This window comes from Pseudomonas jinjuensis, assembly GCF_900103845.1.
Taxonomy (GTDB): domain Bacteria; phylum Pseudomonadota; class Gammaproteobacteria; order Pseudomonadales; family Pseudomonadaceae; genus Pseudomonas; species Pseudomonas jinjuensis.
Genome location: NZ_FNIJ01000004.1, coordinates 400,532 through 416,566, shown reverse-complemented (window position 1 = coordinate 416,566; position 16,035 = coordinate 400,532). Strand labels below are relative to the sequence as shown.

Here is a 16,035-nt window from a genome sequence, read left to right as displayed (position 1 = left end):
GGTCGAGCTTATCTATCAGGAAGTCTGGGGGTTGCTGCTGAGCTACAACGTCATTCGCCGTGAGGCGAGTCAGGCAGCGGTGGCCTTCGGCCGCTCAGCATCCGAGATACGCTTCAAGCCGGTAGCCCACTACATCGCCGTTCAACTGATCGTGATGGCAGCGGCCAATCCGATTTCTGCTACCGGAAGGCGATTGACAGAGTTGCGGGCCGGGATCGGCGGGCTGTTTCTGGATCGCCGTCCAAGGCCTACCAGGCCAAGGACGGTGAAGATCTCAAAGACTCGCTACCCGGTGAACCGCAAGGCCGCTCCGCTTAAGTGAACAGCATTACGCTCAAGGCGGGCTCAGGGTGGGTGTCAGACGGGGCTGGGCGGCTCTGCGCCGAGTTCAGCGCCGGCTAACTGCGGCGCGCAAGGCAGGGCAGAAAAAGAAAACCCGGCGCCAGGCCGGGTTCGGGGATGGATGATGGGTCAGTTCTCTCGTGCTCCGCCATTCAGCGCGGCGAGAACATGGACAGGATCATTGTTGATCGCTCGGAGCAGGGCGCGCGCAGGCCCTTCGGGATCACGACGTCCCTGTTCCCAGTTGCGCAGGGTGCCGACCGCGACATCGATCTTCTCGGCGAACTTCGCCTGGGAAAGACCTGTAGCGCGGCGGATTTCGCGAACCTTCACTGCGTCCACGTGGAATTCGCGGGAGGGTTGTCGTTCGCCACGCACGATCTCATCCATCTGGGTCACGCTTTCAACCAGTTCAGCGAAGAGTTCTTTGTCCATGGCTACCTCCAGTTCTCGATGATCTGCCGAAGCACCTTTTTCTGCTCAGCAGTCAGGTCTTCCTGCGTGGCTTTGTCATAGGCCAGCAGGAATGCAATTTGTGAGGCGGATGTGAAATGGTAGTAGATGACCCGGGCGCCGCCTCTTTTCCCGTGTCCCTTGGCTGCGATGCGTATCTTGCGCACGCCGCCAGTGCCTGCGATGACTGCTCCCGCATCCGGATGGAGCGCTAGGTCTTCCTGCAGCTTGCGGTAGGTTTCGTCGTCTACCAGGGCAAGAATCTGCCGGGTGAAGACCGGCGTTTCGATGAAGATCATTCGTTGCTTCAGTGCGTCATTGGCGTAGCGCAACTATAGCGAACGGTGGCACCAGGTTCAATGTATCCCCCGCACAGCTACCCGCCAGCCTCTCGAATAGCCAGCTCCTCGACGGCCGAGCCGACAGCGTGGATGTTCAGGTTGAGGCGGTAGGAGCGAAACAGCGGGAAATCAGCCATCAGGAAGGCTGCGGGCCGCGCGGCTACTGGTGAGTGACTGTAGGAGCGGAAACGAAAAGCCCCGCTCGGTGGCGGGGCTTGGCGTATCACAGCATCTGGTCTTCGATGTGCTGAATGAGATTTCGCGCTTGGTGGGGGTCTAGGGTGTCATTTGCCCAGACAGAACACATCGCCTGCCATAAATACGCGCCCGGTATGTGAAGCTGGCTCGCTGCGGAATCTACCCACTGATGGTGGTTGTCCAAGGTCATAGCCATACTGCATGCGTCCGCAACCTTGGAATACTCCCTGCCCAGCCTCTCATGCAGTGCGCCCCAGTTAACGACATTGAGGGACTCAAAGACGACTCTCTCCGGCGCATCATCTCCCGGGAGCAAAACACACCCTTTGGATTCTGAGACATCGCCATCCAGAAAGACGCAGGTGGGCCGCGGGAATCTCTTGTTTGCAGCCATTTCGCCAAGTGCTCTGCCGAGATTTGCCGCTCCGAACGGAATGATTCGGCATCGACGAGATAGGCTCGGTGCATGCGCGGATATGATTTCGATGAGCATTGCCTTTGCTGCCTCATCCTCAACATAGAGTTCGCAATCCGGGTGCGATTCGTCATCCATATTGGTCATGGCAAAGTTGGCGCTGACACCGGACACGACTTGGCGAGATGTCCCTCTGCCAAGGATATACATCCTGGCCTCCATGGGAAGTTCATCCAAAATGTACGGGGAATGGGTGGTCAGAATGATCTGCGCTTGCCTTTCGCGACAGATTTCGGCTAGGGCTCGAATAAGGCGCCGTTGTGCACGCGGATGAAGAGATGTCTCAATCTCGTCGATGATCAGCATCCCATACTCATTGATGTCTGCCTGGAGAAACTCCAGCATCGTGGTTTCGCCAGTCCCCTGGTGGAACCCTGAGTAGGAATAGTTTTCGTCCTCAAGCACAGGGATTCTGCGCTTCGCATCCACGTTGCTCAGCGCCATCCTTGCAGCCTTGTACTTTCTACCCATGATGGTGGAAAGACGCTCTACCCTGCGTTCCTCGAATTCAGTGGCCGAAGTTTCGACGTGATTGGATTTTGCAATCTTCGAGTAGCCAACCCTGGCTGATACGGGCTGAATACGGCTCAAATCGACATATTCGACGTCGCGGGTTGGGCGCTCGTCATTACCTAGCCATCGAGTTGTAGGCTTCCGGACCAGTCCTGTTTTGGTCGACTCGCCTTCCCTGAAGTGATACCGAATTTGGGCATTTCGATAGTCATCCCATGCGGTCGCCGGGAAAAAGTCGGATGCAAACCTGGTGGCTTTCTTGTTCCGGCCTTTGTAGATGCTGGCAGCCGCTTGAATTACGGTGCTCTTTCCGCATCCATTTTCGCCAACGATGGCTACAATGGGGAATTTGAAATCAAGGCGCTGGCCAGTCCAGCCGCGTATATTATTGATTTCAATGCCCTCTAGGCGCTTTGGCCACGCCCCGCCACTGTTCCATTTCGCTTGCAAGCGACGCATTTCATTGCTCAGGCCCACGAACACCTCACCAGTGCTAATTTCCCAGTTGGGAAATTAATCGCATGTTTCCGGCGCTCTGGCAATTCTCCATAGCGTGGATTTGGTGCTTTTAATGGGCTGCCTTATGCATGCCTGCGTGCGCCAGGCACGCTGACAGAGACAAAATTCCGTGGCTACGGTAAGGCCACAGAGCAGTCACTCCCCCACAATCTCCCGATACCGGCGCTGGTATTCCTCGTAGCTCAAGCTTTCACGGCTCAGTTGCTCGAGCTGTTGCTGCTGAGTGCTGTAGGAAGGAGAGGAGGCTTGTGCTGCCTGGTTGTACTGCGGGCGATGGTTCTGGGTTGCGAGCCCTCCACAGCCGGGCTTGGCCGCATCGATGAGCAGGTTGCCTTCGACGTTGATCGCCTGGTAGCCGACGATGAAGGCGAATGCCTCCTGGCCAATCACCACGTCTGACAGGCCCACCGCGCATTTGTCCTTCTCGATGGCGCGGTCAATCGCTTCTTCCATGTTGGGGAAGCCTAGCGGGAACAGAATGACCGGGACGCTATCTGACCCGGTGACGCGGCGCCCCTCGGTGAGGGCGCCAGAGTTGAGATTGACGTTCTTGCTGCTGGCGACGGTCAGGTCGGCAATACGCATGGTGCAGCCGTTGAGGCCAACTGCTGCGGTGAGGGCAAGTAGAGCGAGGGAAATGGTGCGCATGGCGACCTCCTTGTCTGAAATTCGCGGCATTTTGCCATCTCAGGAAAGCGTCAGGCTATAGGGAGCCGGAGGTAGGGAATCCTTTTGATGCCCGATTCTTTGACCTCAAAGCGGGAAACCCCGCTTTGCCCCCATGCCGGGTTTCCGGGTTTGAAACGGAGAAACCTGCATCACCACTGTGGTGACGCTGCCACACTGTGGCGTTTCCAGCACGGTGTGGCACTCATTGCCACGCCTGCCCGGCGCCAAGCTCGATTGAGAACCGGGAAAACCTGCGCCGCACCCCGTCCGCGCCAGGTATGGTCGTCATGACCATGCCCTGACTCCCTTACGGAGATGCCTTCATCATCCTCTGCCCGAAACGGCAGACGGTCATACCCCAATGGCCCAGACCCGGGCCATCCCGCCAGCACCGAAATTCGCCCTCTACGCTTTCGGCATTCAAAGTCTCGAAACCACTCGGATGGCAGGGGTAGTCTCGGATTTAGGAATACGATTAGGGATACGGCATCGAGTTGCGATCACTCATTCTCTGTAATTACGGGGCTTTGAGGCTGTATCTTCGAGTCCGGCTTCGGCACCATTTGAAATCAACGGATTGCAGAAATGATCGTTAACTAACGATTTTCCGCAATCCTGATATTTTTCCGCAATTCCTACCGCGTAGGCTCCACGGCTTTGCCTTTCCGCGCACGGATGTACTTCTCGGTCATCACCACTGTGGGTGTCCCTGCCGGTCCCTTTTTCGCTTGGCTGCCGCCTCAGTTGCAGTGCGTGACCGCTCCGGCTCTGCTACGTCATGTTCGCCAAACCTCAGTCCGAGCCGTGCGCGATCTCCGCGGCTTTCCGTCGGCGGCTTTCTCGGTCGTCTCATCCACCGTTCCGCGGCGTCCGTTTCGGTCGTTGCTGTTCCGGCTGGCCTGCCGGCAGCGGATTGGCGGCGATCAGGCACGGCCGCCTGTTGGCCTTGATCGTGTGCCTAGTGCCATCAGGTATGGAGTAGCGCCAGTGGTATCCGTTCGGTCGACAGCTTCCGCTTGCTGCGCTGCCGGGAGTTGGTGCAGAAAAGTGGGGCAACCGGGAGTTCGTCCCGCTTCCGCCGTATCGGCATGCAGTCTGCCGACACGCTCTCGATCATGGACTACTGCTGTAGAGTACGCCTTCGCAGAAAAGCCCAGGTCGGCGACCGAACCGGTGTGATCGAAGGACAGCGCATGTCGAAAAGAAAGACCGAATCCCCTGAGCCGTGCAGGGAGGTGGCCGCCAATGGAACGGCATCGTCTGCAGCGCCTACGCGCAATGCCAAGGCGCGTTCGCGGACCCGCGGCAAGCTGATCCGCGCGGCGCGGGAGGTGATGGGGCGGCAGGGTATCGATGCCACCGCGATCAACGAGATCACCGACCAGGCCGAGCTGTCCCTCGGCTCGTTCTACAACTACTTCGCCAGCAAGGAAGAGATCGCCCGTGCGGTGTTCATCGAGGACGCCCTGGCGCTGGCGGATCTGCTCGACGACGAAGCCCCGGGCAGCGCCGGCATCGTCGAACTGGTCGGCAACAATACCCGCCGCACGCTGTACCACGCGCTGCGCGACCCGGTGTGGGGCTGGTTCTTCATCCATTCGGCGCACAGCATCAACGACCTCGGAGCGACCCTCGGCAGCCGGCTGGTGCGGGATATCAAGGTCGGGGTGGAGCAGAGGCGGTTCGTCGTGGCCGACGTGGACGCGGCGGCCGACTGCATTCTCGGCGGCTGCCTCTACCTGCTGCGGCAGATTCTCGAAGGCGAGAGGCCCGCCGGCGCCATCGAGAGCGCGGTGGAGTTCTTCCTGCTCGGCCTGGGCGTCGACGCGGCGGAGGCCAGGCGGGTGGCGCACCGGCCTTTGACCGCGGATTCCAGCGACTGAGGCTGGAGGGAAGGAACCCCGCGCGGCTTGTGGCTGCGCGGGGTAGTACGGCGGATCAGCGCGGTTCGGCGACGATGCGGTTCTCGATATGGCCGATGCCGTCGATCTCCACGCGTACCACGTCACCGACGGCGAGCAGGCCCGGCGGGTTCATGCCGAGGCCGATGCCGGCCGGGGTGCCGGTGATCAGGATGTCGCCGCTCTGCAGGGTCATGACCTGGCTCAGGTAGGCGATCTGCCGGGCGATGCTGTAGGTCATGCGCGCGGTGGAGGATTGCTGGCGGGTCTGGCCGTTGACCTGCAGGCGGATGTTCAGCGCCTGCGGATCGGCGATCTCGTCCGCGGTGACGATCCACGGGCCGATCGGGCCATGGGTGTCGAAGGACTTGCCGAGGGTCCAGGTCGGGCTCTTGCCCTGCCAGTCACGGGCGCTGACGTCGTTGGCGACGAAGTAGCCGGCCACGTGTTCCAGGGCCTGCTCCTCGCTGATGTGGCGTCCCGGCTTGCCGATCACCACGCCGAGCTCGGCTTCGTAATCGAGCATCTCGCAGACCGACGGGTAGTGCACGTCGTCGAACGGGCCGTTGATGCAGGAAACCTGCTTGCTGAACCACACCTGCGAGGCCGGGATCGGTACGCCGGCCTTGCGCGCTTCTTCCTCGTGGTCCTTGTAGTTCATGCCCAGCGCCAGGAACTTGGACGGACGCAGGATCGGCGCGGTGAGGTACACCTCGGCCAGCGGCAGGCGGTTGCCGGCGTGGGCCTGCAGGGTCCTGGCGGCCTGCAGCGCGTCAGGCGAGGCGATGATGTCGGCGACGTCGCGGGCGCCGCTCGGCAGCACTTCGGAAAGGTCGATCAGGTACTGGCCCTCGACCTTGCCCAGGGAGGTCCGGCCGTTGTGGCTGTAGCGTGCGAGTTTCATGTGTCTTCCTCTTGTTGTGCGGTGCCGCCCCGGCCATGGGCCGGGGCAGGGCGGTCATGCAAGGCTTTCGGGGTGGTGGTTCATTCCAGGAAGTCGGGCGACACCGGCGGCGCCCATTGCGCCAGCGCTTCCGGCCCGAACGGCTCGTGGGTGGTCGGGGTGGCGTCGTTGACCAGGTCGCCGTCGGTCCAGTGCTCGATCTTGTTGCCGAACGGGTCGCGCCAGTAGTCGAACACCTGGCTGCCCTGCACGTGCCGGCCGATGCCCCAGGAATGCTTGTGGCCGCGCTCGTTCAGGTACTGGTTGCCGCGCACCAGGTCGTCCCAGTCGAGGACTTCGAAGGCGCTGTGGTCGAAGTCGCGCTGCTCGTTGCCGAGGCGGACCAGGGCGACGGTGTGGTGGTCGGTGTAGCGCTCGCCGAGGCCGCAATGGAGGAAGGCGCCGACCATGTTGTCCGGGGTCTCGACGTAGTAGCTGTCGGAGATCCGCAGGCCCAGCGCGCCCTGGTAGAAGTTCATCATGGCGTCGAAGTCGACGGTCTTCAGCACCACGTGGCCCAGGCGCATGACATGCGACGGGCCGGCCGGCACCCGCGAGGTCTGGCCGGTGCGCGGGTGCTGCTGCGCATTGTTCAGGCGCAGCGCCGCACGGGTGGATTGCGCCTGGACCACTTCGCCGCCATGCAGCAGGTCGACGCGGAAGCCATCGGGGTCGGCGATGGTGACGATGGAGCCGGCACCGAGTTCCGCATTGTCCTGCACCGTGGTGCCGAACTCGTCGGCGATGCGTTGCAGGTCGGCGAATTCCTCGACCATGAAGCCGACGCCCAGGGCTTCGCGCGGGCCGAGTTGGGAAATGTGCAGGGGATAGCCGCCGGCATGGGAGCCCATGTACAGCGCGGTCTCGGTCCTGCGGTGCAGGCGCATGCCGAAGTCCTGTAGGAATGCGGCCTGGGCTTCCAGGTCCGGGACCTGGTAGCGAACGTAAGCGATGTCGCGCACGCTGATCATTTTTGTGCACTCTCGTTGTAGGTCATGAAGGGAAGGCGTTGCTCAGCCGAAGTCGTTCCAGCAATGGCTGGGGTCCAGCGCATGGAGCTGCTTGTAGGCGCCGGAGAAGAACAGCAGCGGGCGCCCATCCGATTCCTCGATGGCCTCGACATCGGCCGTGTAGATCAGATGGTCGCCACCCGGATGGATGGCGTTGGCGCGCACCACCAGTTGCACCAGCGCGCCCTGCAGCACCGGCGTTCCCTCGTGGGAGCCGAACTCGACGTTGCGCGCCGGGTCCGGCCGGCCACCGAAGTGCCGGCTCAGCGCCTCGTGCTCCTCCCTGAGGAAGGCGATGCCGAAGCCATCGCCGGGCGCGACGCTGCTGGCGAAGCGCGATTCCTTCCGGACCGAGATCAGGACCATCGGCGGGTCCACCGACAGGGACATGAAGGCATTGGCCGTCATGCCCGCCGGTTCGCCCGCGTGGCGGTAGGTGATGATCGTCACGCCGGTGGCGAACTTGCCCATCACCCGGCGAAAGCGTTTGGCATCGAGTGCCGCTGTCTGCTTAACCATTGGCTTCTCCTGGCTGGACTCGGGGCTCAGATGAACGGTGTGCCCGCTTCCATGCCGCAGAGGATGCGGCCGAAGGTCTCGAAGTTGGTGGTCGGCGTGACGATGCCGTGCAGCGAAGCGACGCGGGCGTCCTGCCAGAGGCGGGTGAACGGGTTGCCCACCGCGGCCAGCGAGCCGCCGGAGGCGGTGGCCAGTTGGTCGACGGCTTCCCAGATCAGCTTTTCGGCGAAGCCGACGTCACGGCGCACCCGGGCGCGCTCGACGAAGTCCATGTACTGGCCGGAAGCGGCGCTGGCATCGATGGCGTCGGCGTGCTTCTCCAGCAGGGCGCGCGCGGCGTCCAGTTTGGCCGAGGCTTCGCCGACCTGCAGGTGGGTGATCGGCGCCTCGCCCTGCCTGGTGTACCAGGAGTACTGGATGCCACGGCGCGGCAGGCCTTCGAGGAAGGCTTCCAGCGCGGCGCTGCCGAGGCCGAGGGCCGGGAAGGTCAGGATGATCGCCAGCACCGGCATGCACGCGGTGCGGAAGAGCGGCTCGTCGGCCAGGTGGGTGGACTCGTACTCGCCGAGGATCGCGCGGCTGACCGAGATGACCCGCGAGTCGGGGACGAAGACGTTCTTCGCCGCGACGCTGGAGCTGCCGCTGCCGGAGATGCCGATCACGTTCCAGTCATTGAGGATCTGCAGTTCCGCAGTGGGAATCATGGCGGCGCCCTGGTCGATCACCCGGCCCTCGGCGTCGACGATCGGGATGCCCAGCAGGTCCCAGTTGGCGTGGTAGACGCCGGAGTTGAAGCCCCACAGGCCGTCCTCGATCAGGTAGCCGCCTTCGACCTTCTTCACCTGTGCCTTGCGCGGCGAGAGGACGCCGGCGGAGCGGACCGGCTGGCCCGAACCGAACACCTCGTCCGCCCCTTGCTCGCCGAAGAAGGTCGCGGCACACCAGGTGCTGACGTTGATGAGGGAGGCGACCCAGGCGACCGAGGCGTCACCACGGCCGAGTTCGGAGACGATGTCCAGGTAGGCGCGCACCGATACCGGCTGGCCGCCGTACTTGCGCGGCGTGGTCATGCTCAGCAGGCCGCCGGCTTCGAGGTCGGCGACGGTTTCGTCAGGCAGGCGGCCGAGGGCGGCGGTTTCCTTGGCGCGGGCTTTCAGCGTGGGAACCAGCGAACGGGCGTAGGCGAGCAGGCCCTCGGCGGAACGGTCGGCGTTGATGGATTTTTCTGCGTAGGCGATGGAGCTCATGGGAATACCTTCGTCTTGTTGATTGTTCTCAAGGCGTTTCTGCACCTCCCCAGGGCTGCGTGGGGCCCGATGAGGAGGCTTGTTTTGATACTATCATCATATTTGAAATATTTTCAAAAAATAAAATCGGGCGATATGCGGCCGTCCCGTCAGTCCATTCCGCAGGGTGGGTCAGGGGTGGGGTGGATGGGGGGTTTTCCATCCTCCATTGCGGGGCCGCGTGCGCGGCCATGGTGGATCGGTGGAGCGTGATCCACCCTACGGGCCAAGGGATCGCCCGCTGTCGACCGGTCCCCTCACCCCAGCCCTCTCCCGGAGGGTGAGGGAACGCCCAGCGCCGGAGTTTCCGTAGGGTGAATGACGCGCCAGCGTCATCCACCGATGGGCCGCCGCGAATCCCTATCGCCCCCGCGCCAGGGTAAGGGCGGTGTCCTCGATCATGTCCTCCTGCCCACCGACCATGCCGCGGCGGCCCATCTCGACGAGGATCTCGCGGGCCGGGACGCCGTATTTCTCCGCGGCGCGGCGGGCGAACAGCAGGAACGAGCCGTACACCCCGGCATAGCCCAGCGTCAGGGCATCGCGGTCGATGCGGATCGGGAAGTCCATGATCGGCACCACCAGGTCCTCGGCGACGTCCTGGATGCGGAACACATCGACGCCGGTCTCGATGCCCATCAGCGAGCACACCGCCACCAGTACTTCCAGCGGCGTGTTGCCGGCGCCGGCGCCCAGCCCGGCGGCGGCGGCGTCGATGCGGGTGGCGCCGGCCTCGATCGCGGCGATGGAGTTGGCCACGCCCATGGCCAGGTTGTGATGGCCGTGGAAGCCGACCTCGGTGCCGCTGTCCAGCGCTTCGCGCACCGCGCCGATGCGCGCCTTCACGGTGTCCGGCAGCAGATGGCCCGCCGAGTCGGTGACGTAGATGCAGTTGGCGCCGTAGCTCTCCATCAGGCGCGCCTGCTGCGCCAGGCCCTCGGGGCTGTTCATGTGCGCCATCATCAGGAAGCCGACGGTATCCAGGCCGAGCTTCCTGGCCATGCCGATGTGCTGCTCGGAGACGTCCGCCTCGGTGCAGTGGGTGGCGACGCGGATGCAGCCCACGCCGTTGGCGTGGGCCATGCGCAGGTGGTCGACGGTGCCGATGCCGGGCAGCAGCAGCGCCGAGACCTTGGCCTGCTTCATCAGCGGCACCACCGCCTGCAGGTATTCCTCGTCGCTGTGCGCCGGGAAGCCGTAGTTCACCGAGCTGCCGCCCAGGCCGTCGCCGTGGGTCACCTCGATCAGCGGCACGCCGGCCGCGTCCAGGCCCCGGGCGATGCTGCGCATCTGTTCGAGGCTCATCTGGTGGCGCTTGGGATGCATGCCGTCGCGCAGGGTCATGTCGTGGAGCAGGATGCTTGTTCCGGAAAGATTCATGCGGGCTGGCTCCCTTCGCGGATGCTGGCGGGGGTGAGGCGGCCGGCGCGGATCGCCTCGGCGAACAGCTCGGCGGTGCGCGCGGCGGCGGCGGTCATGATGTCGAGGTTGCCGGCGTAGGTGGGCAGGTAGTCGCCGAGCCCGGCGACTTCCAGGTAGATCGAGACGCGGTTGCCGTCGAACACCGGGCCGTTGACCAGCCGGTAGCCGGGCACGTACTGCCGCACCTCGCCGATCATCGCCTCGATCGAGGCGGCGATGGCGGCCTGGTCGGGTTCGCCTTCGGTCAGGCAGTGCACGGTGTCGCGCATGATCAGCGGCGGTTCGGCGGGGTTGATGATGATGATCGCCTTGCCCTGCCGGGCGCCGCCGACCTGCTCGATGGCGGCGGCGGTGGTGCGGGTGAACTCGTCGATGTTCTTGCGCGTGCCCGGGCCGACGGACTTGCTGGCGACCGTGGCGACGATCTCGGCGTAGCGCACCGGCTGCACCCGCGAGACCGCCGCGACCATGGGGATGGTCGCCTGGCCGCCGCAGGTGACCATGTTGACGTTCATCGCGCCGCGCCCGACCTGCTCGCCGAGGTTGACCGGCGGCACGCAGAAGGGCCCGATGGCGGCCGGGGTGAGGTCGATCATCAGCACCCCGGCGGCGTTCAGCTTGCGGCTGTTCTCGGCATGCACGTAGGCCGAGGTGGCGTCGAAGGCGATGCGGATGTCGTCCGCCGCGACGTGCGGCAGCAGCCCGTCGACGCCGTCGGCGGTGGTCTTCAGGCCCAGCTCGCGGGCCCGCACCAGGCCCTCGGAGGCGGCGTCGATGCCGACCATCCAGACCGGCTCCAGCAGGTCGCTGCGCTTGAGTTTGTAGAGCAGGTCGGTGCCGATGTTGCCCGGCCCGATCAGCGCGCACTTGATCTTTTGCATTGTCGAATCCTTGGGACGGCCGCGGCCGTCAGTCGAAACGTACCGAGCACTGGCCGACGCCGCCGATGCTCACGCGCAGGAAGTCGCCGCGGCTCAGCGGAACCATCGCGCCGAGGGCGCCGGAGAGGATCACTTCGCCGGCCTTCAGCGGGATGCCGAAGCGGCCCAGGGTGTTGGCCAGCCAGGCCACCGCGTTGACCGGGTTGCCCAGCGCCGCGGCGCCGGCGCCGGTGACCGCCACTTCGCCGTTCTTCTCCAGCACCATGCCGCACAGGCCGAGGTCCAGCTGGCGCGGATCGACCAGCCGGTCGCCGAGCACGAAGACCCCGCAGGAGGCGTTGTCGGCGACGGTGTCCTGGATGGCGATCTTCCAGTCGCGGATGCGCGAGTCGACGATCTCGAAGCAGGCCATCACGCCTTCGGTGGCGGCCAGCACGTCGGCATTGCTGACGCCCGGGCCGATCAGGTCCTTCTTCAGCACGAAGGCCAGTTCGCCTTCGGCCTTGGGCTGGATCAGGCTGTCGAGGGCGACGGGCGTGTGCGACGGCAGGCACATGCCGTCGAGCAGGTAGCCGAAGTCGGGCTGGTATACCTCGAGCATCTCCATGACCGGACGGCTGGTGACGCCGATCTTCTTGCCGACCACGCGTTCGCCGGCCTCCAGGCGCAGGTCGACGAAGGCCTGCTGGATGCGGTAGGCGTCCTCGATCGACAGCGCCGCATGGGTCGTGGTCAGCGGCTCGATGGTGCGCCGGGATTGCCAGGCTTCATGCAGCGCCTGGCCGGCCTTGAGGATTTCCGAATCGTTCATCGTTGCTTCTCTGCAATGGGAAACACGCCGGCCAGCGCGTGGCGGCCGGCGGCGCCGGGGTTCACTGGAGCTGTGGCAGCTCGAAGACACCCGGCGGGACGCCCTGGCCGAGCAGGAAGCCGCCGAGCATGGCCGAGGTGTCGTCCTCGTTCTGGGTGATGTGGTTGGCCGCCACCAGCAGGGCGCGCAGCTGGCGCTGCAGCGGGTTCCTGAGGAACACGCCGCGGGCGCTGCTCTTCTTGAAGATCATGTGCGCCGCGCTGAAGCAGTCGCGGGCCACGGCCTGGTTGTCGAGGAAGTAGTGCACGCGCTGGTCCAGCGGCACCAGCTGGCCGCGCTCGGCATAGCCCATGGATTCCTGGATGCACTGCAGCACCCGCGCCCGCGCCGAGCGGATCAGCAGCACGGCGTTGCCGAGCTTTTCCTGGACGAAGGGGTTCTGCGCCGGCGAGCCGGTCACGAACACGTTCTGCCGCGGCACCATGTGCTCGACGAACAGGTCGACCATGCCGTTGGCGAAGCCGATGATCACCGCGGAGACCGAGCCGTAGAAGATCTGGTTGAACGGCAGGCGGTAGCTCGCCACGGTATCGCCCAGCTTGTACTCGACGATGCTGTGCGAGCGGTGCGCGGGCACGAAGGTCTCGCCGAGCAGGCGCAGCGAACGGCTGCCGGTGCCGGCCAGGCCCACCGCGTACCAGTCGTCGATCAGCTCGTAGTCCTCGCGGCGCACCAGGAAGGCGCGCACGTCGACGATGTTGCCCTGCTCGTCGAGCACCCGGCCGCCGAGGAAGGCGCCGCCGACGGCGTGCTCGGAGCCGCTGGAGGTCGGCCACTGGCCGGAGATCATCCAGCCGCCCTCGACCTTCCTGACCTTGGCGCAGGGCGCGTAGGAGGAGGCCACCAGGATGTCCGGGTCGGCGCCCCAGACCTCGTCGCCGGCGCGCTGGTCGAACTTGCCGAACTCCCACTGGTGGATGCCGAGGATCATCAGGTTCCAGGCGCTGGACGGGCAGCCGCGGCCGAGTTCCATCAGCACCCGGTAGAACACCTCGGGGGACATCGCATAGCCGCCCCAGCGGGTCGGTTGCAGGATGCGGAAGAAGCCGGCGTCCTTGAACGCCTGGATGGTCGCGGCGGGCACACTGCGCGCCTCTTCCACCGCCTCGGCCTGCTCGCGCAGCGCCGGGATCATGGCCTGGGCGCGGGCGATCAGTTCTTCCGCGCTGGGGATGGCGATGACGTGTTCGATCTGACCCATATTGTTGTTCTCCTGGTCGTTGTTCAGAGTGCGTCGAGGGCGGCGAAGCGGCCATCGAAATACAGCAGCGGATCGGCGTCGGCGTGGGACGGCAGGTGCACCTGGCGCACTTCGCAGAGCACCATGCTGTGGCTGGAGGCGTCGATCAGCTCGACCACCTGGCACTGGAAGGCGGCGAGGGCGTCTTCCAGCAGCGGCGCGCCGCCGTCCCCGGCGTCACGCCAGGCGCCGTGCCTGAAGCGCTGCTCGCCGTCGACGCCTTCGAGCATCCCGGCGAAGCTCCTGGCCACCTGCAGGTTGTCCTCGTGCAGGACGTTCACGCACAGCGCCGTGCCAACCTCCAGCAGGCGGTGGGCGAAGACGTTGCGGTTGATGCACACCAGCAGGCGCGGCGGTTCCGCTGAGACCGAGACCACCGCCGTGGCGGTCAGCCCGGCGCGCAGCTCGCCCTTGCGCAGGGTCAGGACGCACACCGCGCCGGCCAGGCGGCGCATGCCGCTGCGGAAGGCGTGGGCATCCAGCGGCGGGTCGTCCGGCATCGCGGCCGGGTTCTTCAGCGCCAGGCTGCCCATCTCACACCTCGCCCGTGCGCAGGAAGCTGCGCATCACCCGGTTGAATTCCTCCGGCGCCTCGTACTGCGGCCAGTGCGCGGCCTCGGCCTGCATCACGTACAGGCGCGCCTTTGGATTGCGTGCGCAGGCGGCCTCGGCGGCGGGCAGGTCGTGGATGGGGTTGTGGCGGGTCCAGAGGAACAGGGTGTCGCACTGCAGCTGTTCCACCGGCAGCATCTCGCCGCGCTGCACCAGTTCGTCGACGCGTTCGAGCATGCCGAACATCAGCGGCGCGGATTTCTGGAAGTCCGGGCGGGTGTACAGGACCAGGCGGCTGCCGATCAGCTCGTCGTCGAGAAGGTGCCAGTTGGACTCGTGCATCAGCCACTGCATGCGCTGGCGCACCGACTCCACGCTGGGCGCCTTGCCGAAGTTCCTCTTGTTCAGCTCGTCGAGGTCGCGCAGGTCCTGCTGGCCCTTCTCGCTGACCACCGGGATGCCGCCGGCGGTGTTCAGCACCAGGCGCCTGACCCGCTGCGGGTTGCGCGCGGCGAACAGCCCGGCGACCCAGCCGCCGAGGGACTCGCCGGAGATGTGGGCGCTGGCGATGCCGAGCACGTCCATGACTTCGCCGAGCAGCGCGGCGTAGGTCGAGGGGATGTAGTCGACGTCGGTGCGCTTGGCCGACAGGCCATGGCCGACGAAGTCCAGGGCGACCACGTGGAAGCTGTCGGCCAGGGCGACGACGTTCTTCGCATAGGCCTCGATGTGCCCGCCGATGCCGTGCATCAGCATCAGCGCCTCGGGGTTGCCCTTGCCGGCCTCGGCGATGCGGATGCTGCCGAAGGTCGGGGTTTCGATATAGCGGATTTCCGCACCGAGAAAATCAAGCCACAGGCTCATGTCGATAACTCCTCTGAAGATGGGGGAAGGGGGGCTGCTTCACTGCACCGGCGGCGCGGAGAAACGATGGCCCCAGTCGCTGAGCTGGCTGTAGTTGCGGACGGTCCAGTTGGCGTCGTCGATGACCACGCCGCCCCAGCCGTACTCGATGCCGAAGCCGGACGGCGTGGCGACGTAGAACGACAGCATGCGGTCGTTCGGGTGGTGGCCGATCTCCATGATCACCGGCACCTGGGCGGCGCGGACGCGGTCGAAGGCCAGGCCGACGTCGTCCAGCGACTGCACCTCGATCATCAGGTGGTTGATCTTCTTCGCCGACGGGATGGCCGCGGTGGCGAGGGAGTGGTGGCGGCCGGTGCGGGTGTGCATGAACACGCCGTCGATGGCCAGCCCGGGGATGGAGTGCGAATCGCGGATATAGTCGGAGATGCGCAGGCCGAGCTTCTCGGTGTAGAAGCGCACCGATTCCTCGGCATCGACGGCGACGACGAAGGCGTGGCCGACGCCGAGGTCGCCGGTCTGGAAGCCGCCGCCGACCAGCAGCGGCGAATGGAACGGCTTCGCCAGCGGCGCCTGCTGCGGGCCGTAGCTGAATTCGTGGCGCAGGCCGATCGGATCGAGGCAGAAGTACAGCTGCTCGACCTTGCGCGCCCGGCGCAGGTCGGCGCCGGCTTCGATCACGTCCACGTCCTTCGCGCGCAGGTCGGCCACGTAGGCGGCCAGTTCGCCGTGGCTGTCGAATTCCCAGCCGAGGGCGGCAAGATCGTCCGCTGCGCCACGTTCGAGGATCACCCGCTGCTCGCGCTGATCCATGCGCAGGTGCAGCGCTTCCGGGGTGCGGCTGCCGGTCTGCAAGCCGAGGATGCCGGTGGCGAAGGCTTCCCAGGCGTCGAGGTCGCTGGCATTGAAAACCACGTATGCGAGATTGGATATCTCGGCCATGTCCTTGTTCTCCGTTCCGGCCGTGCGCGCCATCGAGGCGGCTGCCGGATTTCTTGTTGTTGAAGAAAAATTCGATGCCGGCGGCATCTGGGGG

Annotated in this window: 16 protein-coding genes and 1 pseudogene; 2 read left to right on the top strand and 15 right to left on the bottom strand. The window is 65.1% G+C overall.

Annotated elements, in window-relative coordinates; translation table 11 throughout:
- Positions 1 to 322, top strand: a pseudogene (locus tag BLR75_RS08255) (IS4 family transposase); the annotation flags it as partial.
- A gap of 149 nt (positions 323 to 471) precedes the next feature.
- Here the strand turns inward: BLR75_RS08255 and BLR75_RS08250 are convergent.
- The 4 genes from BLR75_RS08250 to BLR75_RS08235 form a co-directional block, all read right to left on the bottom strand.
- Positions 472 to 777 carry a helix-turn-helix domain-containing protein gene (locus BLR75_RS08250; protein WP_084314462.1) on the bottom strand — a complete coding sequence of 102 codons (306 nt, stop codon included), beginning with the start codon at positions 775 to 777 and terminating at the stop codon, positions 472 to 474.
- 2 nt (positions 778 to 779) lie between these two features.
- A complete protein-coding gene (locus BLR75_RS08245; protein WP_084314461.1) occupies positions 780 to 1,094 on the bottom strand; it encodes a type II toxin-antitoxin system RelE/ParE family toxin in 315 nt (104 codons plus the stop codon).
- A gap of 265 nt (positions 1,095 to 1,359) precedes the next feature.
- Complete coding sequence (locus tag BLR75_RS08240) at positions 1,360 to 2,799, bottom strand: ATP-dependent nuclease (protein ID WP_139207001.1); 1,440 nt, start codon at positions 2,797 to 2,799, stop codon at positions 1,360 to 1,362.
- Between the two features lie 177 nt (positions 2,800 to 2,976).
- Positions 2,977 to 3,489 (bottom strand): hypothetical protein, encoded by a 513-nt coding sequence (locus BLR75_RS08235; protein WP_084314459.1) that lies wholly within the window; start codon positions 3,487 to 3,489, stop codon positions 2,977 to 2,979.
- A gap of 1,214 nt (positions 3,490 to 4,703) precedes the next feature.
- Here BLR75_RS08235 and BLR75_RS08230 point away from each other — a divergent pair.
- Complete coding sequence (locus BLR75_RS08230) at positions 4,704 to 5,393, top strand: TetR/AcrR family transcriptional regulator (RefSeq protein ID WP_245726116.1); 690 nt, start codon at positions 4,704 to 4,706, stop codon at positions 5,391 to 5,393.
- 55 nt (positions 5,394 to 5,448) lie between these two features.
- Here the strand turns inward: BLR75_RS08230 and BLR75_RS08225 are convergent, their stop codons facing one another.
- The 11 genes from BLR75_RS08225 to BLR75_RS08175 form a co-directional block, all read right to left on the bottom strand.
- Positions 5,449 to 6,315 (bottom strand): fumarylacetoacetate hydrolase family protein, encoded by an 867-nt coding sequence (locus BLR75_RS08225; protein ID WP_084314457.1) that lies wholly within the window; start codon positions 6,313 to 6,315, stop codon positions 5,449 to 5,451.
- An 80-nt stretch (positions 6,316 to 6,395) separates the two neighbouring features.
- Entirely contained in the window at positions 6,396 to 7,325 is a 930-nt protein-coding gene (locus BLR75_RS08220; RefSeq protein ID WP_084314456.1) for a VOC family protein, read from the bottom strand.
- 42 nt (positions 7,326 to 7,367) lie between these two features.
- Positions 7,368 to 7,883, bottom strand: a complete 516-nt coding sequence (locus BLR75_RS08215) for a flavin reductase family protein (protein ID WP_084314455.1) — start codon at positions 7,881 to 7,883, stop codon at positions 7,368 to 7,370.
- A 26-nt stretch (positions 7,884 to 7,909) separates the two neighbouring features.
- Positions 7,910 to 9,130: an acyl-CoA dehydrogenase family protein gene (locus BLR75_RS08210; RefSeq protein WP_084314454.1), complete on the bottom strand. Its 1,221-nt coding sequence runs from the start codon at positions 9,128 to 9,130 to the stop codon at positions 7,910 to 7,912.
- Positions 9,131 to 9,529: 399 nt separating this feature from the next.
- Positions 9,530 to 10,549: a 4-hydroxy-2-oxovalerate aldolase gene (gene dmpG / locus BLR75_RS08205; RefSeq protein WP_084314453.1), complete on the bottom strand. Its 1,020-nt coding sequence runs from the start codon at positions 10,547 to 10,549 to the stop codon at positions 9,530 to 9,532.
- Positions 10,546 to 11,472 carry an acetaldehyde dehydrogenase (acetylating) gene (locus tag BLR75_RS08200; protein WP_084314452.1) on the bottom strand — a complete coding sequence of 309 codons (927 nt, stop codon included), beginning with the start codon at positions 11,470 to 11,472 and terminating at the stop codon, positions 10,546 to 10,548. The genes dmpG and BLR75_RS08200 overlap by 4 nt, the downstream gene beginning before the upstream one ends.
- Positions 11,473 to 11,500: 28 nt before the next feature.
- Entirely contained in the window at positions 11,501 to 12,283 is a 783-nt protein-coding gene (dmpE, locus tag BLR75_RS08195) for a 2-oxopent-4-enoate hydratase (protein ID WP_084314451.1), read from the bottom strand.
- A gap of 61 nt (positions 12,284 to 12,344) precedes the next feature.
- Positions 12,345 to 13,544, bottom strand: coding sequence for an acyl-CoA dehydrogenase family protein (locus tag BLR75_RS08190; protein ID WP_084314450.1), 1,200 nt, complete (start codon positions 13,542 to 13,544; stop codon positions 12,345 to 12,347).
- 23 nt (positions 13,545 to 13,567) lie between these two features.
- A complete protein-coding gene (locus BLR75_RS08185; RefSeq protein WP_084314449.1) occupies positions 13,568 to 14,116 on the bottom strand; it encodes a flavin reductase family protein in 549 nt (182 codons plus the stop codon).
- Between the two features lies 1 nt (position 14,117).
- Positions 14,118 to 14,999, bottom strand: coding sequence for an alpha/beta fold hydrolase (locus BLR75_RS08180; protein ID WP_084314448.1), 882 nt, complete (start codon positions 14,997 to 14,999; stop codon positions 14,118 to 14,120).
- Between the two features lie 39 nt (positions 15,000 to 15,038).
- The gene (locus BLR75_RS08175) at positions 15,039 to 15,941 is read right to left on the bottom strand and encodes a VOC family protein (protein WP_084314466.1); all 903 of its coding nucleotides are present in this window, start codon (positions 15,939 to 15,941) and stop codon (positions 15,039 to 15,041) included.
- Positions 15,942 to 16,035 lie beyond the last annotated feature (94 nt).